This is a genomic window from Halomonas sp. JS92-SW72 (assembly GCF_003547075.1).
Taxonomy (GTDB): domain Bacteria; phylum Pseudomonadota; class Gammaproteobacteria; order Pseudomonadales; family Halomonadaceae; genus Halomonas; species Halomonas alkalicola.
The window spans coordinates 2,328,643-2,351,095 of record NZ_CP032147.1 but is presented as its reverse complement, the minus strand read 5'-3'; the positions used below and the strand labels follow the sequence as shown (position 1 = coordinate 2,351,095).

General features: G+C 71.0%; 17 protein-coding genes. 11 read left to right on the top strand and 6 right to left on the bottom strand.

Features of this window, described 5'->3' with window-relative positions; genetic code table 11:
* Position 1 precedes the first annotated feature (1 nt).
* Genes rlmD through ppc form a run of 4 tightly spaced genes read left to right on the top strand, consistent with a single transcriptional unit; the run spans position 2 to position 7,314 of the window.
* Positions 2 to 1,474: a 23S rRNA (uracil(1939)-C(5))-methyltransferase RlmD gene (gene rlmD, locus D1793_RS10990; RefSeq protein ID WP_119022208.1), complete on the top strand. Its 1,473-nt coding sequence runs from the start codon at positions 2 to 4 to the stop codon at positions 1,472 to 1,474.
* The gene (gene relA / locus D1793_RS10985) at positions 1,467 to 3,743 is read left to right on the top strand and encodes a GTP diphosphokinase (RefSeq protein ID WP_119022207.1); all 2,277 of its coding nucleotides are present in this window, start codon (positions 1,467 to 1,469) and stop codon (positions 3,741 to 3,743) included. The genes rlmD and relA overlap by 8 nt, the downstream gene beginning before the upstream one ends.
* A complete protein-coding gene (gene mazG, locus D1793_RS10980; RefSeq protein WP_119022206.1) occupies positions 3,740 to 4,669 on the top strand; it encodes a nucleoside triphosphate pyrophosphohydrolase in 930 nt (309 codons plus the stop codon). The genes relA and mazG overlap by 4 nt, the downstream gene beginning before the upstream one ends.
* Positions 4,666 to 7,314 carry a phosphoenolpyruvate carboxylase gene (ppc, locus tag D1793_RS10975; RefSeq protein WP_119022205.1) on the top strand — a complete coding sequence of 883 codons (2,649 nt, stop codon included), beginning with the start codon at positions 4,666 to 4,668 and terminating at the stop codon, positions 7,312 to 7,314. The genes mazG and ppc overlap by 4 nt, the downstream gene beginning before the upstream one ends.
* A gap of 223 nt (positions 7,315 to 7,537) precedes the next feature.
* Here ppc and D1793_RS10970 read toward each other — a convergent pair whose 3' ends face one another.
* The 3 genes from D1793_RS10970 to D1793_RS10960 form a co-directional block, all read right to left on the bottom strand.
* Positions 7,538 to 8,104: a hypothetical protein gene (locus tag D1793_RS10970; protein WP_205527540.1), complete on the bottom strand. Its 567-nt coding sequence runs from the start codon at positions 8,102 to 8,104 to the stop codon at positions 7,538 to 7,540.
* A gap of 74 nt (positions 8,105 to 8,178) precedes the next feature.
* Positions 8,179 to 9,195 (bottom strand): 2-dehydropantoate 2-reductase, encoded by a 1,017-nt coding sequence (locus tag D1793_RS10965; RefSeq protein WP_119022204.1) that lies wholly within the window; start codon positions 9,193 to 9,195, stop codon positions 8,179 to 8,181.
* Positions 9,192 to 11,135, bottom strand: coding sequence for a DNA topoisomerase III (locus tag D1793_RS10960; protein ID WP_119022203.1), 1,944 nt, complete (start codon positions 11,133 to 11,135; stop codon positions 9,192 to 9,194). The genes D1793_RS10965 and D1793_RS10960 overlap by 4 nt, the downstream gene beginning before the upstream one ends.
* Before the next feature lie 126 nt (positions 11,136 to 11,261).
* On the opposite strand from D1793_RS10960, the gene D1793_RS10955 reads away from it, so the two are divergent.
* Complete coding sequence (locus D1793_RS10955) at positions 11,262 to 12,506, top strand: AarF/ABC1/UbiB kinase family protein (RefSeq protein WP_119022202.1); 1,245 nt, start codon at positions 11,262 to 11,264, stop codon at positions 12,504 to 12,506.
* A gap of 63 nt (positions 12,507 to 12,569) precedes the next feature.
* A complete protein-coding gene (locus tag D1793_RS10950; RefSeq protein WP_119022201.1) occupies positions 12,570 to 14,402 on the top strand; it encodes an SEC-C metal-binding domain-containing protein in 1,833 nt (610 codons plus the stop codon).
* Positions 14,403 to 14,439: 37 nt separating this feature from the next.
* Here the strand turns inward: D1793_RS10950 and D1793_RS10945 are convergent, their stop codons facing one another.
* Positions 14,440 to 15,807: an MFS transporter gene (locus D1793_RS10945; protein ID WP_110067987.1), complete on the bottom strand. Its 1,368-nt coding sequence runs from the start codon at positions 15,805 to 15,807 to the stop codon at positions 14,440 to 14,442.
* Between the two features lie 174 nt (positions 15,808 to 15,981).
* Here D1793_RS10945 and rfaH point away from each other — a divergent pair, with 174 nt between their 5' ends.
* The 5 genes from rfaH to D1793_RS10925 all read left to right on the top strand — a co-directional run bounded on the left by rfaH (position 15,982) and on the right by D1793_RS10925 (position 19,102).
* Positions 15,982 to 16,518: a transcription/translation regulatory transformer protein RfaH gene (rfaH, locus tag D1793_RS10940; protein WP_119022200.1), complete on the top strand. Its 537-nt coding sequence runs from the start codon at positions 15,982 to 15,984 to the stop codon at positions 16,516 to 16,518.
* Between the two features lie 37 nt (positions 16,519 to 16,555).
* Positions 16,556 to 17,065 (top strand): peptidylprolyl isomerase, encoded by a 510-nt coding sequence (locus D1793_RS10935; RefSeq protein ID WP_119022199.1) that lies wholly within the window; start codon positions 16,556 to 16,558, stop codon positions 17,063 to 17,065.
* A 128-nt stretch (positions 17,066 to 17,193) separates the two neighbouring features.
* Entirely contained in the window at positions 17,194 to 17,307 is a 114-nt protein-coding gene (gene ccoM, locus D1793_RS20025) for a cytochrome c oxidase subunit CcoM (protein WP_276110359.1), read from the top strand.
* 227 nt (positions 17,308 to 17,534) lie between these two features.
* Positions 17,535 to 17,900 carry a hypothetical protein gene (locus D1793_RS10930; protein WP_119022198.1) on the top strand — a complete coding sequence of 122 codons (366 nt, stop codon included), beginning with the start codon at positions 17,535 to 17,537 and terminating at the stop codon, positions 17,898 to 17,900.
* Positions 17,894 to 19,102: a PqqD family protein gene (locus tag D1793_RS10925; RefSeq protein WP_119022197.1), complete on the top strand. Its 1,209-nt coding sequence runs from the start codon at positions 17,894 to 17,896 to the stop codon at positions 19,100 to 19,102. Before D1793_RS10930 ends, D1793_RS10925 begins: the two co-directional genes overlap by 7 nt.
* Here the strand turns inward: D1793_RS10925 and D1793_RS10920 are convergent.
* Positions 19,086 to 21,743, bottom strand: a complete 2,658-nt coding sequence (locus D1793_RS10920) for an EAL domain-containing protein (protein ID WP_119022196.1) — start codon at positions 21,741 to 21,743, stop codon at positions 19,086 to 19,088. The genes D1793_RS10925 and D1793_RS10920 overlap by 17 nt on opposite strands.
* 43 nt (positions 21,744 to 21,786) lie before the next feature.
* Positions 21,787 to 22,440: a lytic transglycosylase domain-containing protein gene (locus tag D1793_RS10915; protein WP_346426380.1), complete on the bottom strand. Its 654-nt coding sequence runs from the start codon at positions 22,438 to 22,440 to the stop codon at positions 21,787 to 21,789.
* Positions 22,441 to 22,453 lie beyond the last annotated feature (13 nt).

Genomic DNA, 22,453 nt, shown 5'->3' with positions numbered 1-22,453 from the left:
GATGGCGATGCTGGGCAAGCGGCGGCCGCGCCGTGAACGGTCTGGGGTCTCGGGCCTGCAGGGGCGCCAGGCGCCCCGGGGCATTCCCGGTGAGCACGCGGGCAGCGAGGAGCCGTCCCCGGGGGTGACCATCGAGCGCTTGGCCCACGACGGCCGCGGGCTGGCTCATGACGCCGCCGGCAAGGCGCTGTTCGTCGAGGGGGCGCTGCCCGGAGAGCGGGTCGAGGCGGCGGTGCACCGCACCCGCAAGCGCTTCGATGAGGCCCATGTGCGCGAGGTGCTCGAGGCCTCGCCCGACCGCGTCGCGCCTCCCTGTGCCCACTTCGGCCGCTGCGGCGGCTGTGACCTCCAGCATCTGGCCGTGTCTGCCCAGCGTCGCCACAAGCAGGCGGTGCTTCTCGACCTGCTCGCCCGCCAGGGCGTCGAGGCGCCCGCTGCACCGGAGCTGCTGGCCGGGGAGGCCAGCGGCTATCGCCGCCGCGCCCGGCTCGGGGTCAAGGTCGACGCCGAGAGGCAGGTGCACCTCGGCTTCCGCGCTCGCCACAGCCATCGCCTGGTGGATATCGATCACTGCACCATCCTGGTGCCAGCCCTCGACGCCCTGCTGGCGCCCCTGCACCAGCAGGTGGCGTCGCTCTCGGCGCCGCGCCAGGTGGGGCATCTGGAGCTGCTCGACAGCGACCAGGGGCCGGTGCTGGTGGTTCGCCAGCTCAAGGAGCATGCCCAGGACCGCGAGGCCTGGCAGGCCTTCGCCGCCGAGCACGGCCTGCACCAGGCCTGGCTGGCTGGGCGCGAGTCGCCGGCGCTGACCTGGCTGACCCCGGCGCCGGCGCTGAGCTGTCGCGTGCCATCGGCCCCTGGTGCGTCTGGCGGCGAGGGGGAGCTGACCCTGGGCTTCGCACCGGGCGACTTCCTGCAGGCCAACGCCGAGGTGAACCGGCAGATGGTGGCCACCGCCCTGGCCTGGCTCGAGGGGCTTGACGGCGTGTCGCTGCTGGATCTGTTCGCCGGTGTCGGCAACTTCAGCCTGCCGCTGGCCTCCGCCGGGGCCCGGGTGACGGCGGTGGAGGGCAGCCCGGCCATGGTCGAGCGGTTGGCCGACAACGTCCGCCTCAATCCGTCGGCGCGGGTCCAGTCAGTGACGGCCCGCCAGGCCGACCTCAACGATGCCGCGGCGGTGCAGGCCCTGCTGGCCGAGGCCATGCCGGATGCCCTGCTGCTGGACCCGCCGCGGGATGGCGCCGATGCCGTCTGCGGGGCGCTGGTGGCCGCCCCGGTGCCGCGGGTGCTCTATGTCTCCTGTGATCCGTCCACCCTGGCGCGGGATGCGGCACGCCTTGTGCATGGCGGTTATCGGCTGACGCGACTCGCGGTGGCCGACATGTTCGTGCATACCTCACACCTGGAATCGATGCTGCTGTTCGAGCACCCGTCTGCAGAACGGCAGCCGCAAGGAGCTACGCCCGATGGTTAAAGTCCGTGAGGACCAGCCGCTGACCGACACGGGGCGCGTCGACATCGAACGCTGGATCGAGCGCCTGCAGGAAGACGTCAAGCTGCGCGACCCGGCCCAGCTGCGCGAGGCCTGCCTCCTGGCCGAGCGCCTGGAGCGCGAGTCCGACCGGCCCCACCGTCGCTGGCTGGCCGATGGCTCCAGCTTCCGCATGGGCCTGGAGATGGCCGATATCCTCGGTGAGCTGAAGCTCGACCAGGCCACCCTGGTGGCCGCGGTGCTCTACCGGGCGGTGCGCGAGGGGCTGATCGACCTGCCGGCCATCACCCGGCAGTTCGATCGCGAGGTCGCCGGCCTGATCGACGGCGTGCTGCAGATGGCGGCGATCAGCGCCTCCCAGACGCCCAGCCACGAGATGGGCCAGCATGACCAGCAGGACAACCTGCGCAAGATGCTGGTGACCATGATCGACGACGTGCGGGTGGCGCTGATCAAGATCACCGAGCGCACCTGCGCCTTGCGCCAGGTCAAGGACGCCCCCCGCGAGAAGCAGCTGCGCGTGGCCCGGGAGGTGTTCGACATCTATGCGCCCCTGGCCCACCGGCTGGGCATCGGTCACCTCAAGTGGGAGCTGGAGGATCTCTCCTTCCGCTACCTCCACGAGGACGACTACAAGGCGATCGCCCGCCAGTTGGCCGAGAAGCGCGTCGATCGCGACCGCTACATCGCCGAGGTGGTCGAGGCCCTCAAGGGCATGCTGGAGGCCCAGGGCATCACCCGCTACGACGTCGACGGCCGCGCCAAGCATATCTACTCCATCTGGCGGAAGATGAAGCGCAAGCGCATCGACTTCTCCCAGGTGCACGATATTCGCGCGGTGCGCATCCTGGTACCCGAGGTGGCCGACTGCTACACCGTGCTGGGGCTGGTGCACTCGCGCTGGCACCACGTGCCCAACGAGTTCGACGACTACATCGCCAACCCCAAGAAGAACGGCTACCAGTCGCTGCACACCGCGGTGCTCGGCCCCGAGAGCAAGGTGCTGGAGATCCAGATCCGCACCTTCGCCATGCACGAGGAGGCCGAGCTCGGGGTCTGCGCCCACTGGCGCTACAAGGGCCACGACACCAAGGCCAAGAGCTCCAGCTATGAGGAGAAGATCGCCTGGCTGCGCCAGGTGCTCGAGTGGCAGGAGGAGGTCGGCGACATCGGCAACCTCAGCGAGGGGCTCAACAGCGACGTGGCCCCGGATCGCATCTACGTCTTTACCCCCGACGGCCACGTCATCGACCTGCCGCGCATCGCCACCCCCATCGATTTCGCCTACCGGGTACACACCGAGGTGGGTCACCGCTGCCGCGGCGCCAAGGTCAACGGCCGCATCGTGCCGCTCACCTATCGGCTCAAGACCGGCCAGCAGGTGGAGATCCTCACCGCCAGCAAGGGCGGGCCCAGCCGCGACTGGCTCAACCCCAGCCTCGGCTACGTGCGCACCAGCCGCGCCCGGGCCAAGATCCAGGCCTGGTTCAAGCACCAGGCCCGCGACCAGAACCTGGAGGAGGGTCGCGCCCTTTTCGAGCGCGAGATGAAGCGCCTCGATCTCGAGGACATGGACCTCGATACCCTGGCGCGCAAGGTCAACTACCAGACCCCCGATGACATGTACGCGGCGCTCGGCGCCGGCGACCTGCGCATCGGCCAGGTGCTGCACCAGGCCCAGCAGCTGTTCGGCGAGAACGACGACCAGGAGCAGCTCGACCGTCTGCTGGCCAAGCCCAAGCGCTCGCCCGGCAAGGCCGGACAGAGTGACATTACCGTGCTAGGGGTGGGCAACCTCAAGACCAGCATGGCCAACTGCTGCCACCCGGTGCCAGGGGAGCCCATCGTCGGCTTCATCACCCAGGGGCGCGGGGTCACCGTGCACCGCCAGGAGTGCCCCAACATCCTGCAGCTGCGTCTCGACGAGCCCCAGCGTATCATTGAGGTGGAGTGGGGCGAGCGGGCGCGCACCCAGTACCCGGTCAATATCGAGGTGCAGGCCTGGGACCGCTCCGGCCTGCTGCGCGATGTCACCGGCGTGCTCGGCAACGAGAAGGTCAACGTGCTGGCGGTCAACACCCTGACCGACACTGACGACGGCATCGCGCGCATGCAGATCACCGTGGAGGTGGATGGCCTGGAGACCCTGGGGCGGCTCTTCTCGCGCATCCAGCAGCTCTCCAACGTGATCGAGGTGCGCCGGCTGCGCAGCGGCGGAAAGGCCGGCAAGCGCAAGGGGAAGGGCTCATGAGTCGCCGCCATGACCTCGACGACCTGCTGACCCTCATGGCCGTGCTGCGCGACCCCGAGCAGGGCTGCCCCTGGGACCTCAGGCAGGACTGGGACTCCATCGTCCCCCACACCCTCGAGGAGGCCTACGAGGTCGCCGATGCCATCGAACGGCGGGCCTGGGAGGAGCTGCCCGGGGAGCTCGGCGATCTGCTCTTCCAGGTGGTCTACTACGCCCGGTTCGGTGACGAGGAGGGGCGCTTCGATTTCGGCGACGTGGTGCACGTTCTGACCGAGAAGATGCTGCGCCGCCATCCCCATGTCTTCCCCGACGGCACCCTGGCATCGCGTCGCCCGCCGGGCGTCTCCGCCGAGGAGGTCGAGACGGCCCAGGTCCACTCCCGCTGGGAGAGCCTCAAGGCCGAGGAGCGCGCCGAACGCGCCCTGGCCGAACCCGCCGCGAGGCGAGAACCCGCCGCGGCGTCGGTGCTGGACGACGTCCCGCGCACCCTGCCGGCGCTCTCCCGGGCCGCCAAGCTCTCCAAGCGCGCCGCCCGGGTCGGCTTCGACTGGCCCGATGCGCGGGGCGTGATCGCCAAGATCCGCGAGGAGCTCGACGAGGTCGAGGAGGCGCTGGCCGCCGGCGACCGCGAGCACGCCGCCGAGGAGGTGGGCGACCTGCTCTTCGCGGTGACCAACCTGGCGCGCACCCTCAAGGCCGACCCCGAGCAGTGCCTGCGCGCCACCAACGCCAAGTTCGAGCGCCGCTTCCGCCATCTGGAGGCGGCCCTGATCGCCGAGGGCCTGGCCCTCGAGGAGGCCGGCCTCGACCTCATGGAGCGCCACTGGCAGGCCGCCAAGGCCGCCGAGCACTCCGCCGCCGACTCCACCCCCCCCTTCTCATCTCCCGCGACGGCGGGAGCGACTCCGGGAGACTCTGGGCCATGAGCCACGACCTGCATGAATCCCTGCGCGACAACGTTCGTGTCCTGGGCGACAGCCTGGGGCGCACCATCGCCGATGACCTGGGTGCCGGTTTCGTCGACAAGATCGAGACCATCCGCGGCTTCGCCAAGCGCGGTCGCCAGGGCGACGAGACCAGCCAGCGCGAGCTGATCGACTACCTGCGTCGCCTGCCCGACCGCGACCTGCTGCCGGTGACCCGCGCCTTCAACCAGTTTCTCAACCTGGCCAATATCGCCGAGCAGCACTACCGGGCGCGCTTTCGCCGCGTGGAGGACTACCGCCCCGGCAGCCAACCGGTGCTCAGTGAACTGCTGGCCCGCGCCCGCGAGGCCGGCAACACGCCGCGCAAGCTGGTGGAGACCCTGGCCGCCATGCGCGTGGAGCTCGTGCTCACGGCCCACCCCACCGAGGTCATTCGCCGCACCCTGATCCAGAAGTACGATGCCATCGACGACTGCCTCACCGCCATCGAGTCCTCCGGCGACTACCCCGAGCGGGGAGTTCGGGCCAAGGGGCGCCTGGAGGAGCTGATCAGCCAGGCCTGGCATACCGACGAGATCCGCCACGAGCGTCCCACCCCGGTGGACGAGGCGAAATGGGGCTTCGCGGTGATCGAGAACTCGTTGTGGCAGGCGGTGCCCGACTTCCATCGCGACCTCGACAACCTGCTGCTGGAGACCGCCGGCGAGCGGCTGCCGCTGGATTCGGCGCCGATCCGCTTCGCCTCCTGGATGGGGGGCGACCGTGACGGCAACCCCAACGTCACCTCCCGGGTCACCCGCGAGGTGCTGCTGCTGGGACGCTGGATGGCTGCCGACCTCTACCTGCGTGACCTGGAGCAGCTCAAGGCCGAGCTCTCCATGTGGAAGGCCAACAGCGCCCTGAAGGCCGAGGTCGGGGATGTCGCCGAGCCCTATCGTGAGCTGCTGCGCCGGCTGCTGACCCGGGTCGAGGCGACTCGCGACTGGGCCAAGGCCTGCCTGGACGGCAAGCCCTTCGACGGTGGGCCGGTCATCGAGAGCCGCGATCAGCTGTTTGCGCCGCTGCTGACCTGCTACCGCTCGCTGTGCGACGTGGGCCTCGACACCATCGCCAACGGCGCCCTGCTCGATACCCTGCGTCGGGTGGCGGTGTTCGGCGTGACTCTGACCAAGCTTGACATCCGTCAGGAGGCGGGGCGCCACGCCCAGGTGATGGAGGAGCTCACCGATGGGCTCGGCCTCGGCCACTACCGTGACTGGAGCGAGGAGCAGCGCCAGACCTTCCTGCTCGAGGAGCTCGCCTCGCGGCGCCCGCTGATTCCGCGCCGCTGGGAGTGCTCTTCGGAGTCCCGGGAGGTGATCGACACCTTCCGCGCCATCGCCAGCGAGCAGGCCGAGGCGCTGGGCACCTATATCATCTCCATGGCGGGGCAGCCCTCCGACGTGCTGGCCGTGGCGCTGCTGATGAAGGAGGTGGGGGGCGAGGTCAAGCTGCCCATCGCGCCGCTGTTCGAGACCCTGGACGACCTCAACCATGCCGGCGACGTCATCGACCGACTGCTGTCACTGCCTGGCTACCGCGCCCTCGTCGCCGACCGCCAGGAGGTGATGATCGGCTACTCCGACTCGGCCAAGGATGCCGGGCAGCTGGCCGCTGCCTGGGCCCAGTATCGCGCCCAGGAGACCCTGGTGGAGGTGTGCCGCCAGCATGGCGTCGACCTGACCCTGTTCCACGGCCGCGGCGGCACCGTGGGGCGCGGCGGCGGCCCGGCCCACGCGGCGATTCTCTCCCAGCCGCCCGGGTCGGTGAACGGCAGCCTTCGCGTGACCGAGCAGGGCGAGATGATCCGCTTCAAGTTCGGCCAGCCGGAGATCGCCCTGCGCTCGATGGAGATCTACGCCTGTGCGGTGCTGGAGGCGACCCTCCTGCCTCCGCCGGCTCCACAGCCCCGCTGGCGCGAGGAGATGGATCGCCTGGCTGAGGTGGCCCACCGTGCCTATGTCGGCGTGGTGCGCGAGGATCCCGACTTCGTGCCCTACTTCCGGGCGGTGACGCCGGAGGGGTCGCTGGGGCGGCTGCCGTTGGGCTCGCGCCCCACCAAGCGTCGTCAGGACGGTGGCGTCGAGACGCTGCGCGCGATCCCGTGGATCTTCGCCTGGACCCAGATCCGGCTGATGCTGCCCGCCTGGCTGGGCAGCGGCGAGGCCTTCGCCCGGCGCCTGGAGGAGGAGGGTGGCCTGGAGGTGCTCCAGGAGATGCGCGATAGCTGGCCCTTCTTCGGCACCTACCTGGACATGCTGGAGATGCTGCTGGCCAAGGCCGACGTGGGCATCGCGGCCTACTATGAACACCGCCTGGTGGACGAGCCGGCGCTCAAGGCGCTGGGCGAGCGGCTGCGCGAGCGTTTCGGCAGGCTTCACCAGGTGGTGCTGCAGGTCCTCGAGCAGCAGGAGCTGCTGGAGAAGACCCCGCTGATTCGCCAGGCCATCGCGGTGCGCAACCCCTATATCGACCCGCTGCATGGCCTGCAGGCGGAGCTCTTGCAGCGCAACCGGGACGCCGACGGGGCGATCAGCGCCGACCTGTCCCGGGCGCTGATGGTCACCATGGCGGGCATCGCGGCGGGGCTGCGCAACACCGGCTAGGCTTTGTTAGAGAAGTCGGCGAGCGAAGGACAGACAAGGCAAAAATCAGCGAAAAGACGGACCGGGCTCGCGTATGAGCTGATTCTTAACGCGGTATGACCGAGCGTAGGCAGTTTTCGGACAGAGCCTAGGGCCTTCGGCCAGCGACAAGCCAAAAGGAGCAAGTTTCAAGGAAACCCTTGGCTTGCTCCTTTCGTTTGGGGGTGGGCTGGCTTGCAGCTTTCTAGAAGGGATAGTGCAGCGAGGCGGTAAAGAGGTTGAGATGCGCCATGTCCGGGGCGTCGAACTCCTCGAACTCCAGACGGCTGACCAGGTGGTTGAACTCCAGACGGGCGCCGAGGCCAGTCACTCGGGTGGTGCCGGTGGTATTGAGGGCATCCCGTGGTATCACCGCGTCGCCCTCCCAGCCCGCCAGGCCGGACTTGGCGTAGAGTCCGAGCTGGCCGATGCGCACGCCGGCCATCAGGCTGCCGCCCAGGCTGATCGAGTTGACCAGCAGGCTGTTGTCGCCCAGCCGGGTGGGCACCTCGTCGCTTTCGCGATAGCTGAATTCGGCGGCCAGATCGAGCCGGGGAAGGCGCAGCGGGGTAAAGCCTGCGATGAGCCGGAAGCCGGAGGTGTAGCCGTCAGGCGTCTCGATGTCGCGCCCCTCGAGCACCATGCCGTTGTCCAGGCGCATCAGGTCGCTGTCCTTGCCGGCAAAGGAGGGAGCGCCATCGGCCAGCGCCACGGGCGTGGCGGTGGCGGCCAGGCAGGCCAGCAGGCAGGCGCAGAGGGAACCCGTTCTCATGATCCCGGTCCTTGCGCTGGGGCCCGGCCGATCTCGGCAAGAGCCTCAGGGCGAGTGATTGGTGTCAAGGTAGCCTAGCAAGTGTCGCTCGAGCCCGCCACTTCCCGGGCCCTGAGCCAGTCCGCCAGTTCCGTCAGGCGCGGGGCCGGCAGCCGATGGGCATCGGCGGCGGCCAGCAGCGGACCGAGGATCGCTTCATGTTCGGTAGGCCGTCCGGCCAGCACGTCCTGCAGCATGGAGGCGCGGTTGCCGGCGGTGGCCTCCACCACTCGCCATACCAGGTCCCGCCATGCCTCGAGGTCCCGGGCATGCGCCTCCCCTCGCCCCTTCATGCCCCCCGCGCCGTCGGGCGGGGCGATGCCCTCGGCGGCCAGGATCGTCGCCACCTCGGCGATGATCGCCTCCACCATGGGCCGGAAGGGGCGGTCGCGCAGCTGGCCGTTGCGGATGCCGAAGCGTGCCACCAGCGGGTTGATGGCGGCATTGACGGCGAGCTTGTGCCACAGTCGCCGGTGGATATCGTCGACCGCTCGGGCGGCCAGCCCGGCGTCGCTGAGCGCGGTGGCAATCTCGCCGGCCAGGGCCCTGGCGAGTGCGGCATGCCGAGCGTTCCTGGCGTCGTCGAGCGTTCCGATCAGGGTCTCGCCGCGGCCGGCGTGGACCACCCGGCCGTCGCTCGCCGGCCCGGCCTCGAGATAGGCGCCCTCGGTGGTGGTGGCACACAGCACCGGGCCGTGGTGGCGCAGCGCGAGGCGTGGCTGGCAGCCGAAGCCGTTCTGCCACAGCACCAGCGGCGTGCCGGCAGGCAGGTGGGGGGCCAGGGCGGCATGGGCCGCCTCGGCGCCGTAGGCCTTGGTGGTCAGGTGCACCACGCCGGGCGGGTCGGCCGGCAGCGACCCCAGGGTGGCGGTGGCCACGCTTACCCCGAGGGCCTCCCCCTGGGGCGTGACCAGCGTCTGCTCGACGGGGAGGCGTCGGCGTCCGATCAGGGTCACCGCCATGGGCGGGCCCGGACGGGTGGCCAAGCGCAGGCCGATCAGTCGACCCAGGGCGCCGGGGCCGACGATCCAGTGGGCGTCCTGGCGGCTCATGAGCCGCTCCGCTTGCGGCTCGGGCGTCGGGTGCCGCTACCTGTTCCGCTGCGGCGACGGGAGGCCGTGCCTCGGTGTCTGGCCGGGGCGCGCCCCCCGGGGGCGGGCTCCTCGCCGCGGGCGCTGGTCAGCGCCTGGCGCAGGCGGCCGGCGTCGGCGCTGGCCAGCAGGCCGTGCAGGTCGCGGATCAGGTCGCCGAGGAAGGGCGCGGGGTCGGCGCCCGCCTCGGCGATGGCCGAGAGGCGCTGTTCCCACAGGGCGGTGCGCTCCGGGCGGCTGGCCGCCTCGGGCAGCGAGGCGATCAGGGCGCTGCCGAGGCGCGTGGCACGCAGCGCCTTGGCGCGCCGCACCAGGTAGCCGCGCTCCACCAGGGTCTCGATGATGCCGGCGCGGGTAGCCTCGGTGCCCAGGCCGTCGTGCTCGCGCAGGGTGCGCCTCACCGCCGGGTCGTCCACGTAGCGGGCGATGTTCATCATCGCCTTGATCAGGCTGGCATCGTTGAAGGGCTCCGGGGGGCGGGTCTCGCGATCCTCCACGGCGGCCTCGACGACCCGGCACGCCTCGCCCTCGCTGAGCGCCGGCAGCGGCGGCGCCTCGTCGCGGGTGGTGAAGAGCGGCTTCCAGCCCGCCTCGAGAATCTCCTGGCCGCGGGCGCGAAAGGCCTCGCCGAGAATCTGGAACTCCGCCTTCACCTCCCGGGTGGCGAGCGGGGGATAGAACTGGGCCAGCACGTTGCGGGCGATCAGCCGGAAGACGTTGGCTTCGGTGGCCGAGAGGCGCGCGGGGTCCATGGGCCGGCCGGTGGGGGCCAGGGCGTGGTGGGCGCCCACCTGCTTGTCGTTCCAGGCCCGCGAGCGCCGCGTGAAGTCGGCCCCGGCCAGCCACTGGCGCAGGGTGTCGTCCGCCCGGCAGGCGCCCTCCAGGGTGGTCCTGGCGGCGGCGAAGTGCTCCTGGGGCAGGTAGCGGCAGTCGGAGCGCGGGTAGGTGATCAGCTGGTGGCGCTCGTAGAGGGCCTGGCAGGTATCCAGCACCGCCTTGGCGGAGAGCCCGTAGCGCCGCGCCGCGTCCACCTGCAGCGCGGAGAGGGAGTAGGGCAGCGGGGCGGCCTGGCGCTTCTCCTGGGTCTCGAGCGAGGTGAGCCGCCCCTCGGCGCCGGGCAGCCGGTCGGCCAGGGCGGCGGCGGGGGCGCGCTCGAGCAGCCGCCCCTGGTCGTCCAGGGGCTGGCCCTCGCCGGGCGCCCACCAGGCGCGCAGCGTCCCGCGGGCCACCGCGAGGTCCGCCCACAGCACGTGGAAGGGGTGGGGGGTGAAGTCGCGGATCTCGGCGTCGCGGCGCACCACCAGCCCGAGCACCGGCGTCTGCACCCGGCCCACGGAGAGCACCCCGTCGTGGCCCGCCTGGCGGCCGGTGAGGGTCCAGGCCCGGGTGAGATTGATGCCGTAGAGCCAGTCGGCCCGGGAGCGCGACTCGGCGGCGCGATAGAGCGGCTGATAGCGGGCGTTGTCTTCCAGGCGGGCCAGCGCGCGCTGCACCGCCGGCCGGTTGAGGTCGCTGACCAGCAGGCGCAGGACCGTCCCCTTCCAGCCCAGGTGCTCGATCACCTCCTGCACCAGCAGCTGGCCCTCGCGGTCTGGGTCGCCGGCGTGGACCACCTCCCGGGCGGACTTGAGCAGGCCGCGGATCACCGCCAGCTGGCCGCGCGCCTTCGGGCGTGGTGTCAGCTTCCAGCGGCTGGGCAGGATCGGCAGGCTATCGAGGCGCCACTGCTTGAGGGCGGGGTCATAGGCGTCCGGCGGCGCCTGCTCCAGCAGGTGGCCCAGGCACCAGGTCACCACGGTGTCGCCCACGGCAATGGCGCCCTCCTGCTTGCGGGGGGCACCGGGCAGGGCGTCGGCGATGGCACGGGCGAGGCTGGGCTTCTCGGCGATGATCAGGCGCATGGCAGGCTCTTCGGCGGTAGTCTGGATATTCTTCCAGCCGGCGGTGACTCTGGCCAGGTGTCACGAGATGATTTTGATGTACAATCCTTGTATCGATATTTCGACCCCAACGAGCGGAGCGACAGCATGCGCGAACGAGGCAGGACGAGACGGCTGCTGGGACTGGGGGCCCGGACCGGCGGGGCGCTGATCCGCACCCGGCTGGGCGGCCAGGCGGACTGGCGGGCCCTGGGCGAGGCGCTGTTCGAGGGGCTCTCCGAGCTCAAGGGGCCGGCCATGAAGCTGGCCCAGATCATGGCCCAGTGGGATGACCTCCTGCCCCCCGACCTGGCCGAGGAGCTCGCTCGCCTGCAGCGCCAGGCCGAGCCCATGCCCTGGCCGCGCATCCGCGAGAGCCTGGTGGCCCAGTATGGCGACCTCGACGCGGTGTTCCGCGAGGTCGAGGAGCGTCCCTTCGCCAGTGCCTCCATGGGGCAGGTGCACCGTGCCGTGACCCGGGACGGCGAGACCCTGGTGCTCAAGGTGCAGTACCCGGGGCTCGCCGAGGTGCTGGAGAGTGACCTGGCCCAGGTGCGCCGGCTGATGCGGCTGGGCCGCTGGTTCAAGGTGCCCCAGGCGCGCCTCGATGCGCTCTTCGAGGAGCTCGCCGCCAGCCTGCGCGGCGAGCTGGACTACCGCGCCGAGGCGGAGGCGCTGGCCCGCTACCGGGCGCGCTATGCCCACCTCGAGAACCTGGTGATCCCCGAGCCGCTGCCCGCGCTCTGCGGCGAGCGCGTGCTGGCCATGCGCTATGTGCCGGGGACCCCGCTGCGCGACCTGGAATCGGGCGACGCTGCCCTGCGTCAGGGCGTGGCGGTGACCCTGGCCGACTGGCTCACCGAGGAGCTCTTCACCCACGGCGAGCTCCACGCCGATCCCCACGCCGGCAACTTCGCCGTCGACGCGCAGGGGCGCCTGGTGATCTACGACCTGGGAGCGGTGATCCCGGTCCCCGAGCCGCGCCTGCGCGCCATGATGCAGCTGCTCGAGGCGACCCTGGCGGCTGACCCCATGGCCATGGACGAGGCGCTGCTCAGGCTCGGTGGCCGCCAGGGGCAGGGTGCCCCGCTGGCGCTCTACCGGGAATCCGCCGAGGCCGTGTCGCCGCTGTTTGCGCCCGGCGAGCAGGACTTCGGCGATGTGCGGGTGCACCGCCGCCTGCGCGACCTCACCCCCAAGGTGTGGGCCGCCATGGACCGCCTGCAGCCGCCTGCGGAGACCCTGCTGCTGTCGCGCACCCTCAACGGCCACTACTGGAACCTGGTGCGCCTGGGCGCAAGGCTCGACATGCAGGCCCGTACCCGGCCGCTGCTGGAGTGGGCGCGGCGCTGAGCGGCTGCCCAGCCGCCAGGCGGGCTGGTAGACTGTGCCGTTTTCCGGACGGTGGAGAGTGCCATGCTGGCAGTATGGGTCGAACAGCTGCTGGGGTTTGCCTCGGGAGCCCTCAAGGCGATTCGCCGCGACGAGCGCTATCCGGCGCTGATGACCTGGGCCCGCGAGGAGGGCCCGGCGCTGGTGGGTGGCAACCTGCCCATGGCCCAGGCGCTGGCACCGGAGCTGTGGTCCCAGACGCCGCTGGAACGCCTCGGCTTCGCCTGCGAACCCCTGGCGCGCCCGGGCCGCAACGAGCCCTGCTGGTGCGACTCCGGCCGCAAGACCAAGCAGTGCTGCGGGGCGGTGCGCCTGCCCGGTCCGGTGCCCGGCCACCTGATGTGGATGCTGTCGCTGCGGGAGTGGAAGGGCGATACCCTCAAGGCGGCCCTGGAGAGCGGTCGCGCCCCGGCCCAGGCGCTGCTCGAGGCGGGGCTGATCGCCGCCGAGACCGGCCAGCGCGGTCGAGCCCAGCAGATCCTCGAATCCCTGTTCGAGCGCGGCGACTGGTCGCGGTTGCCGGAGCAGGCCGAGCCCGCCTTCGAGATCCTCATCGACCTCTACCAGGAGCGCGGCTTCCGTCACAAGCGTGAGGCCCTCCTCGACGCCGTGCTCGAGCAGGGCCCGCTGTTCCTGAGGGGAGTGGCCCTGGAGCGCCTCTGCCTGATGCATCTCGACGCCGACGACCTCGACAGTGCCCGGGCCGCCTTCGTGCGTGCCCAGCAGGCGCTGCCGGACTCACCGACCCTGGCCTATATCGAGGCGATGCTGCTGCTCCACGAGGGACACGAGGAGGAGGCTGCCGAGCGGGCTCGCTTCTGGTTCCGCCGCCTCGCCCGCCAGGGCGAGCTGGATCCCGACCAGCTGGAGTTCCTGGCCGATCTGGCCGAGAACCCCGGGGCCACCCTGGCCGAGCAGCTGCTCAACGCCGAGGAGGACCTGGCCGGTCCGCTGGCGTCGCTGCAGGCCCTGCTGGAGGTGCTGCCCACCGCCCCCCCGCTGCAGGTTGCCCGCAGCGACGAGGGGCGACTCGAATACCACCAGGGCGAGCGTGAGCGGGCCCTCACGGCGGCCTGGCGCACCTGCTTCCCGGCGGAGGCGGTCAGCGAGTCGCCACTGGGGCTGGAGGATGACCCCTGGCCGGCGGCCGGCGAGTGGCTGCCCGAGCTCTGTGCCCACCCCGAGTGGCTCGATGCCCCGGCGGTACTCCAGGGCCTGGCCCTGGCGCTCACCACCCGGTTCGGCAGCCTGCCCTGGATGGCCCCGAGCCTCTTCGTGCCCCTGGCCGAGCGGCTGGAGCGCTGGCTCGACCAGGCGGCCGGGGAGGGGCCCGGCACCCTGGCCTGGGACGATGCCGACAACGCCCTGCTGCTGCGCACCGGCCTGGCGCTGGTGGTGGGCATGGAACGCGGCGCACGCCAGCGTTCCCGGCGGCTCGCCGAGCGCCTGCTGGCGCTGGATGACCACGATAGCCTGGGACTCCGGGAGCTGGTGCTCGACCAACTGCTGCGCGACGGGCGCGACGACGAGGCGCTCGCTGTCAGCCATCCGCCGGCGGGAGAGGAGCTGGGCGAGGCGGCGCTGGGCCTGCTGCTGGGCCGCGCGCTGGCGCTCTATCGGCTCGAGCGTCAGGCCGAGGCCGCCGAGGCGCTGGAGGAGGCCCGTCGACACAACGGCCATGCCCTGGCCCTGCTGTGCGCCGACAGCCCCCGCCCGCTGCCCGCCGTCGGCGGCGACGGGGTGGCCGAGCCGGGTTCCCGGGCGGAGGCGTGGCAGTATCGCACTCTGATGCGCGACCAGTGGCGAGCCACCCCCGGGGCGCTGGCCTGGCTGCAGGCCTGGCTCGACGAGCGCTAGTCTCCCGGCGCCCGCAGGGCCAGCCGTGCTTAAGCTGTCAGGTCCCGCGGGCCAGCGGGGCCGGCACCAGGTCGCGGTCGCGGCTGATCCAGATCGCCAGCGCGATGGCCGGCAGGCCTAGGGCCGTGGCGATCACGAAGAAGGTGGCGTAGCCCTCGGCGGCCACCACCAGCCCGCCGAAGCCGCTGAGGAACTTGCCCGGCAGGGTCATCAGCGACGAGAAGAGCGCGTACTGGGTCGCGGTATACGCCCTTGACGTTAGGCTGGAGAGGAAGGCGATGAACACCGCGCTGGCCAGGCCGTTGGCCAGGTTATCCCCGACGATCGCCATCACCAGCATCGGCAGGCTCTGGCCGGCCAGGGCCAGGGCGGCGAACAGCAGGTTGGTCAAGGTGGCAGATGCCGCCCCCAGCACCAGGATCGGCCCGATGCCGTAGCGCGCCACCAACAGCCCCCCCAGGATCCCCCCGGTCACGCTCATGGCGATGCCGAAGACGTTGGTGACGTTGGCGATGGTGGCCAGGGAGAAGCCCATGTCGATATAGAGCGGGTTGGCCATGGAGGCCATGGCCAGGTCGCTGATCCGGAACACGGCGATGAACACCAGCAGCCACAGCGCCTTGAGGCGGTGGCGACTGAAGAAATCGGTGAAGGGGCAGACGATGGCGCCGATCACCCAGGCGCCCAGGCGGCGCAGCTGGCGCGGCTTGCCGCGGCTGGCGCGCAGGAAGGCGCGCACCTTCGGCTCGTGGATCAGCTGGGTGGTGAGCGACAGGCGCGCAGGCTCAGGCCGCAGCAGCACGGTGACCACCCCGATGCCCACCAGCGCAGCCATGGTCAGGTAGGCCGCCTCCCAGGAGAGCCAGGAGGCCACGTACATGGCGCCGGCACCGGCCGCCAGCAGCCCGCCGCGGTAGCCGATGATGTAGGTGGAGGCCATGGCCGCCTGGATGTCGTCCGGGGCCGACTCGATGCGGAAGGCATCGATGGCGATGTCCTGGGTGGCACTGCCGAAGGCCACCAGCAGCGCGAAACCCGCCACCATGGCCAGGTTGCGGGTCGGGTCGAGGCTGGCCAGCCCCACCAGGCCGGCGGCGATCATCGCCTGGGCCAGCAGCATCCAGCCACGCCGCTGGCCGAAGGTGCGGGTCAGCAGCGGCAGGGCCAGGCGATCCACCACCGGCGCCCAGAAGAACTTGATCGAATAGAGGATGCCGATCCAGGAGAAGAAACCGATGGCGGCCACCTCGACCCCGTCGCTGCGCAGCCAGGCCGAGAGGGTCGAGAACACCAGCAGGAAGGGCAGGCCGGCCGAGAAGCCGAGGAACAGCATGGTGATCACCGGCGCACGCAGGTAGATCGCCAGGGCGTCGCGCCAGCTGCGATGGGGCGTTGGGCTGGGCATGGGGCTTGGCATCGGGCAGGGCACTCCTTGCGAGCCACCCGGACGGCGGGCCGTCACAGGCGGTCACCATCGATGGTAGAATCCGGCTGCCGGGCCGGGGGCCCGGACATCGCGCCGATTGTTGCAGAGCCCGGGCGGTGATACCAGCGTCCAGCCTTACCTGTCGGGAGTCCCATGAACGAGAACGATGCGACCCTTGAGTCCGGCGACGAGGCCGTCCCCCGCTGGTACGTGATCCAGTGCAAGGGCGGTGAGTCGTTCCGTGCTGCCGAGCACCTGGCCAACCAGGGCTACGAGGTGTTCCACCCGGTGCTCGAGGTGCAGAAGAAGCGCCGCGGCAAGCTCGAGTGGGTCAGCGAGCCGCTGTTCCCCTACTACCTGTTCATTCATCTCGACCGGCTGGTCAGCAACTGGCGCCCGATCCGCTCGACCCGCGGCGTGCTGAAGCTGGTCGGCTTCGGGGACATGCCGGTGGCGGTGAGCGATGCGCTGATCACCACCCTGCGCGAGCATGGCAGCGAGCGCGACGATGCCACCGCCAACCTCTACTTCCGCACCGGCGAGCCGGTGACCATCACCGAGGGGCCCTTCAAGGACCTGCAGGCGGTCTTTGCCAGCCACAAGGGGGAGGAGCGCGCCATCGTGCTGCTCAACCTGCTGCACCGCCAGCAGCGCCTGGAGGTACCGGTGGCCCAGCTGCGCCGCAGCTGAGCATCACGCCCCCTTTTTCCTGTCCGAGGAGACTGCCATGACGATCGCCCCCCAGCGGGTCGTGACCCTGCACTATGCCCTGATCGATACCGCCGACGGCGCGCTGCTGGATGACTCCCGTGCCCGCCAGCAGCCCCTGGAGTACCTCCACGGCCACCACAATATCGTCGAGGGGCTGGAGCGTGCCCTGGAGGGCCAGGCCGCGGGCGCCGAACTGAGCGTGACCCTGATGCCGGCGGAGGCCTACGGGCTGCGCAACGAGGCGCTGGTGCGCGAGGTTGGCCGCGGCGCCTTCCCGGTGAGCGACCTGGCGCCGGGGATGCGCTTCCAGACCCCCGGCGAGGCCGGCCCCCAGGTGGTCACGGTGCTGGAGGTGCGCGATGAAAGCGTGCTGATCGACACCAACCATCCGCTGGCGGGCCGGACCCTGCGCTATCGGCTGGAGGTGCTCGAGGTGCGTGACGCCACACGCGCGGAGCTGGCCAAGGGCCATCCGCTGCCTCCCGGCACCGACCACGCCAGCGTCGAAGACAAGAAGGTGCTGTGAAAACTGACCTGCATCAATATTCGTCCCGCCCCCGCAGGGTCGCGGAGGCGAATTTGATGCAGGTCAGGTTTTTTCCCGCCTCCCCGGGCTAAAGTCCTCTCAACACATCGAGACGGGAGGACACGAACATGTATCTGGATGACGCCGTAATCTTCGGGTTGGTCACCGTCGCGATGATGATCGCTTTCATGGGTGGCTGGATTACCTTCATCGTGCGGGATCATCGCAAGAAGAAGCACTGAAGCCAGCTGCATCAAGAGTCGTCAGGGGAGGGGGGAGTCATCCCCCCTGTAGCCGACCCACTTGGGTCGGCTTTTTTTCGCCTGTCGTTCTTGACCGACGGCCCCGGGCAGAATGTGCAGGCTTCGCGGAACCCGGCCGCGATCATCGCCAGGTCCCCCTGGTCGGCTGTGAAGCGGGGCTGGGCAGCGCTAGAATGAACGCTGTTCGATAACCCGGAGAGCCCGCCATGACTGTCCAGCGTGACACCGAGAGCCCGAACGAGTGCAAGCGCCAGAGCCGACGCCGGCTGCTGGCGACCCTGGGCATCGGGATCGCCGGCGCCTATGTCGCACCGACCCTCTTCAGCCTCGGCCAGGCACAGGCCCAGCACTCCCGACGCTCCCGTCCGAGCTTCAGCCGCCCCGGCTACTCCCGCCCGAGCTACTCCCGCCCGAGCTACTCCCGCCCGAGCTACTCCCGCCCGAGCTATTCGCGACCCAGCGGCGGCTATCGTCGCGACCGCCGCGATGTCGACTATCGCGATCGCGCTTACCGTCGCGATGATGAGCGCAGCGGGATCCGATTGATCGTCTCCGTCACCCCCCGATGGTGAGGGCCGTCGCCTCAGGTGACCTGTGCCTGGCCGGCCTCGGCCGGGTGCTGCGTCTGAGCGACTGTCCCGAGGTCCTCGATGCCCTTAGGGCGGCGATGGCGGGGTGGCCTGTCGAGGTGGTCGAGGCCGAGGGGGCGCCCCCGCCGATCCGGCTTGGTCGCGAGGGGCGGGGGTACCGCCAGCACTCGCCGGCCCTGCCGGACGGCCTCTTTCTTGCCACCCCCACCGAGGCCGCCTGCAGCCTGATTGCCGACCTGGTCGGCGAATACTTCGACCGCCATCCCGACAGCATCGGGCTGCATGGCGGTTCGGTGGAGGTCGACGGGCGCCTGGTGATCTTTCCGGCCTCCCACCGGGCGGGCAAGAGCACCCTGACGGCCGCCTTCGCCGCCGCGGGCTTCCGGGTATTCGGTGATGATGTGCTGGCCCTGACGCCGGAGGGCGAGGGCATGGCGCTGGGCATCGCTCCCCGCCTGCGCCTGCCGTTGCCGGAGAGCTTCGCCCCCGGCTTCCTCGACTACGCCGAGCGCCATGCCGGGCCTGCCGACAGGCGCTACCGCTACGTGGTGCCGCCGCCTGGCCGGCTGGCGTCCCACGGCGAGGTTCGCCCGCTGGGTGCCGTGGTGCTGCTGGCGCGGGACGAGGAGGCCGTGGCCCCGGCGCTCAGCCGGCTGGCGCCGGGAGAGGGGCTGCTGCAGCTGCTGTGCGAGAACTTTGCCCCTGAGACCGCGAGCGAGGCCCTGATGGAGCGCTTCCTGCCGCTGATGGGGCAGATTCCCTGTCTGCTGCTGCGCTATTCGGAGCCGCTGGCGGCGGTCAGGGCCCTGGGTGAGGCCCTGAGCGGGCCCCTGCCGGCAGCGCTGCCGGCGGCCAGCCTGGTGGCGCGCCCGACGCTGTCGATGGGGCCCCTGCCGGACGGCTGCTGGGCGCCCGAGCAGAGCGTCCTCGACTATCCGCTGGACGACGAACTCTTCCTGGTGGAGGTGGCCAGCGGGGCGATCCACCGGCTCAACCCCACCGGCCGGCTGATCTGGCAACTGCTGCGCCATGAACCCCTGAGCCCCGAAGAGCTGGCGGAGCTGCTGGGCGAGCACTTCGGGCTGCCGTGGGCCAGGGTGCTCGAGGATGTCCAGGCCCTGCTGGCGGGGCTCGCCGCCGCCGAGCTGGTGAGCCCGGCCGGCATGGTCAGCGACTGCCCCTGACCCTGGCCAGGAAGGCCTCCACCGGCTCCGGTCGGGCCAGCAGGTAGCCCTGCATCAGCGTCACCCCATGGCGGCGCAGGAAATCGGCCTGGGCCTCGGTCTCCACCCCCTCGGCCACCAGCTGCAGCTCCAGGGCCTGGGCCATGGCGATGATCGAGCGCGCCAGGGGCGCGTCGTCGGCGTGCTTCAGCGGCTCGATGAAGGCACGATCCAGCTTGATCTCATGGACGCGCAGCTGCTGGAGGTAGCGCAGCGAGGAGTAGCCGGTGCCGAAGTCGTCCAGGGCGATGGGCACCCCCAGCGCCTGCAGCGACTCCAGGCGCCGGCGGATCTCCGGGGTGACCAGCATCGATTCCACCACCTCGAGCACCAGCCGGCACGCCGGTACAGCGCGGCTCGCGAGGGCCTCGGACAGCCGTTGCGTGAAGGCGTCGTCGCGCAGCTGCTGCACCGAGACGTTGACCGCCACCACCAGGTCGCTGTCACGCAGCGGGCCGGCCAATAGCCCAAGGGCCTCGTCGAGGACCCACTTGCCGATGGGACGAATCAGCCCGCTGTGCTCGGCCTCGGCGATGAACACCCCCGGCGCCAGCAGCCCCCGCTCGGGGTGTTCCCAGCGCAGCAGCGCCTCGGCGCCGTGCAGCCGCCCGGTCGCGTCGAACTGCGGCTGCAGGTGGAGTCGGAATTCGCGACGCGTCAGCGCCTCGCGCAGCTCCCGCTCGAGTCGGCTGACACGGGCCTGCCACTCCCCCATGGCGGGCTCGTAACGGGCCAGGTGGTGTATTGGCATATCCCGGGCCGTGTCCAGGGCCAGCTCGGCCCGCTGCAGCAGCCGGTGGATGTCGTGGCCGTCTCGGGGGCAGCTGGCCAGGCCCAGGGTGAAGCGCAGGCTGGCCGCCTGCTGAGCGCCCAGCCACTCCCGTCCATCGAGCTCCTCGAGCAGGTCCTCCAGAGCCTGCTGGCGCAGCGAGGAGTCGGCGCCGGGCAGCAGCAGCAGGATGCGGTTGGCGGGCAGCCGAGCGGCGCTCCCTGCGAGGGCGGGGGCCGCCAGGCGACGGCTCAGCAGGCGCCCCACGGCGTGGAAGGCGGCATCGCCCATGGCGGTGCCCAGGGTGTCATTGATCTGGGTCAGCCCCTTGAGATGCAGGATGCCAACCTGGCACTCACCCTGCTCCAGGAGGGGGGAGATCGTCTCGTCGAGGCCGCGCAGGGTCGGCAGTCCGCTGACCTCGTCATGGTTCAGCTGGCGGTCCAGGCTCAGCTCCACCTCGCGGCGCCGCAGGGACTCGGCGAACTGGGTGAGCAGTCCCGTCAGGCCCATCAGGGCGTTGACCTCGTCGTCGCGCCAGCGGCGTGAGCGGTGATCCTCGCAGCAGAGCACCCCGCGCAGTTCGCCGGCCAGGAAGAGACCGATATCGAGCAGCGAAGTGATCTTCTGCTGCCTCAGATAGGGTGCCAGGTCGACGAGGCGCGGGTCGTTCTGGGCGTCGTCGGTCACCAGCGCCGGATGGTGGCGCAGTTGCGCCAGGTACGTCTGCAGTCGGTGCCCCCCCAGGCCCTGGCCGACCAGTGCCGGCTTGCGAAGGCTGGCCGCGCAGACCAGCCGCTCTCCCTCCATCACCCAGAGGTTGACGTCATCCACATCGAGCAGCTCGGCACTGCGGGCCAGCAAGGCCTCGATGAAGCGCTCCTCGTCCACCTCATCGAGCTGCATGTCGCGCAGGCCGTGCCAGGCGCGCTGCTGGTCGGCGAGCCGGGCATGGGTCTGGCGCAGCTCGGCGATGGTGGACAGGCTGGCCTCGGCCTGGCGGCCCAGGTGACGAAACAACCCGGTGCCGAGGATCCCGAGCCCCAGCAGGGTCATGATCAGCCAGGGCAGCGAGCGGCGCACCATCAGGGTGCCCGGTGCCGCTGGGGTCCAGGCCAGCCAGGCCGCGGGCGTCTCCTCGGGACCTTGCAGCGCCAGCCCCTCGCCCTCGGCTGCCGGGGCGTCCAGCAGGCGGAGGTCCGCAAGCCCCGAGGTGGCGCGCAGCTGAGCCAGGGGGCCTTGCGCCAGGCGATAGGCAAACAGCAGCTGGTGGGGGTCGGAAGCGGCAGGGTGGTGCGGGCTCTCCGGCTGGATCGGGGCGGCAACCATCATCAGCAGCTCGCCGTCCAGCCTCAGGAAGGTGGTCGCCGCCGCCTGGTCGGGCGGTATGATGGGCAGTCGCTGGCTGCGCCGACGCGGCGGAAGGATCTCGCCCTCGCGCACCTCCCATACCACCTCGCCGCCCGGAGCGACGATCAGCGCCAGGTCGATGCCCAGGTTGTCATGGAGGTTGGTGCCCATCTCGACCTCGAGCCAGTCGAGGTCCGGCCCCTCGGGCCGGTGGATCGCCAGGTGGCTGAGGTCCCAGACGGCATAGTCCATCACCACGCCGGCCAGGCGCTGGTGAATCTGGGAGAGCTGGACGGCGATCTGCTGTTCGGTGTGGCGGGCCTGCTGGCGGTTCTGCTCGCCGGCCGCCAGCAGCAGGATGCCGACGATGAAGAGCACCGCGAGGCTCAGCAGCAGCGCCAGGCCACGCCGCAGGCGGCGGTAGTCCTGCGCAATGACGCTGACCGGTGAGGGTGGGGTGGGGTCGCGTTCCTGCGGCGCCATGGTGACTCCTTCCTTGGTTCCTTGTGGCGGAGGCGGCGCAGCGTCAGCGCTGCACGGTGACCCGTCCGTTCTCCACGGGCCCGCGCCAGTGGCGCTGCCAGACGCGCATCACCCGCTCCGGGTACCAGGTCTGGCCCAGGCTGCCGTTGTAGCGGGCCAGCGCCCGAGTGAAGTCGCCGCGCTCCACCGCCAGGTAGTGGGCCAGAATGGTGGTGCCGTAGCGCAGGTTGCGCCACGGGTCCTTGAGGTCGTCGGCGGGCAGGCCCAGCTCGCGGATCCAGAAGGGCATGATCTGCATCAGGCCCACGGCGCCGGCGGAGGAGACCGCGTCGGCGCGAAAGGCGCTCTCCACTTGGATCACCGCCAGCACCAGCTCCGGCGGCAGGTTGGCCAGGCGCGCCTCCAGGTAGACCCGCTGCAGCAGCTCGCCGCGCAGCGCCTCGTCCTTGACGAAGCGTGCCAGCGAGGGCGCCATGGCGCTCTGCCACTGGCGCGCCGCCCAGATCTCGGTCGGGTCGCGGGGCGTGGCGAGGCTGTCGTCGAGGGTGGTGCGCAGGGAGGCGGGCGTGGGGGGCAGCGCCTGGACCACCAGGGGGCGTCGGTCGGCGTCCAGAGCGGCCAGGAAGCTGTCATCGCTGGCCGCCGCCGTGGAGGCGGCGGCCAGGCAGAGCGCGGTGAGCGCGATGGCGCGCTTCACGCGGCGGTGCGCG

Coding starts and splice junctions, on each gene's coding strand:
- rlmD (WP_119022208.1), top strand. CDS start 2: ATGGCGATGCTGGGCAAGCGGCGGCCGCGCCGTGAACGGTCTGGGGTC.
- relA (WP_119022207.1), top strand. CDS start 1,467: ATGGTTAAAGTCCGTGAGGACCAGCCGCTGACCGACACGGGGCGCGTC.
- mazG (WP_119022206.1), top strand. CDS start 3,740: ATGAGTCGCCGCCATGACCTCGACGACCTGCTGACCCTCATGGCCGTG.
- ppc (WP_119022205.1), top strand. CDS start 4,666: ATGAGCCACGACCTGCATGAATCCCTGCGCGACAACGTTCGTGTCCTG.
- D1793_RS10970 (WP_205527540.1), bottom strand. CDS start 8,104: ATGAGAACGGGTTCCCTCTGCGCCTGCCTGCTGGCCTGCCTGGCCGCC.
- D1793_RS10965 (WP_119022204.1), bottom strand. CDS start 9,195: ATGAGCCGCCAGGACGCCCACTGGATCGTCGGCCCCGGCGCCCTGGGT.
- D1793_RS10960 (WP_119022203.1), bottom strand. CDS start 11,135: ATGCGCCTGATCATCGCCGAGAAGCCCAGCCTCGCCCGTGCCATCGCC.
- D1793_RS10955 (WP_119022202.1), top strand. CDS start 11,262: ATGCGCGAACGAGGCAGGACGAGACGGCTGCTGGGACTGGGGGCCCGG.
- D1793_RS10950 (WP_119022201.1), top strand. CDS start 12,570: ATGCTGGCAGTATGGGTCGAACAGCTGCTGGGGTTTGCCTCGGGAGCC.
- D1793_RS10945 (WP_110067987.1), bottom strand. CDS start 15,807: ATGCCCAGCCCAACGCCCCATCGCAGCTGGCGCGACGCCCTGGCGATC.
- rfaH (WP_119022200.1), top strand. CDS start 15,982: ATGAACGAGAACGATGCGACCCTTGAGTCCGGCGACGAGGCCGTCCCC.
- D1793_RS10935 (WP_119022199.1), top strand. CDS start 16,556: ATGACGATCGCCCCCCAGCGGGTCGTGACCCTGCACTATGCCCTGATC.
- ccoM (WP_276110359.1), top strand. CDS start 17,194: ATGTATCTGGATGACGCCGTAATCTTCGGGTTGGTCACCGTCGCGATG.
- D1793_RS10930 (WP_119022198.1), top strand. CDS start 17,535: ATGACTGTCCAGCGTGACACCGAGAGCCCGAACGAGTGCAAGCGCCAG.
- D1793_RS10925 (WP_119022197.1), top strand. CDS start 17,894: ATGGTGAGGGCCGTCGCCTCAGGTGACCTGTGCCTGGCCGGCCTCGGC.
- D1793_RS10920 (WP_119022196.1), bottom strand. CDS start 21,743: ATGGCGCCGCAGGAACGCGACCCCACCCCACCCTCACCGGTCAGCGTC.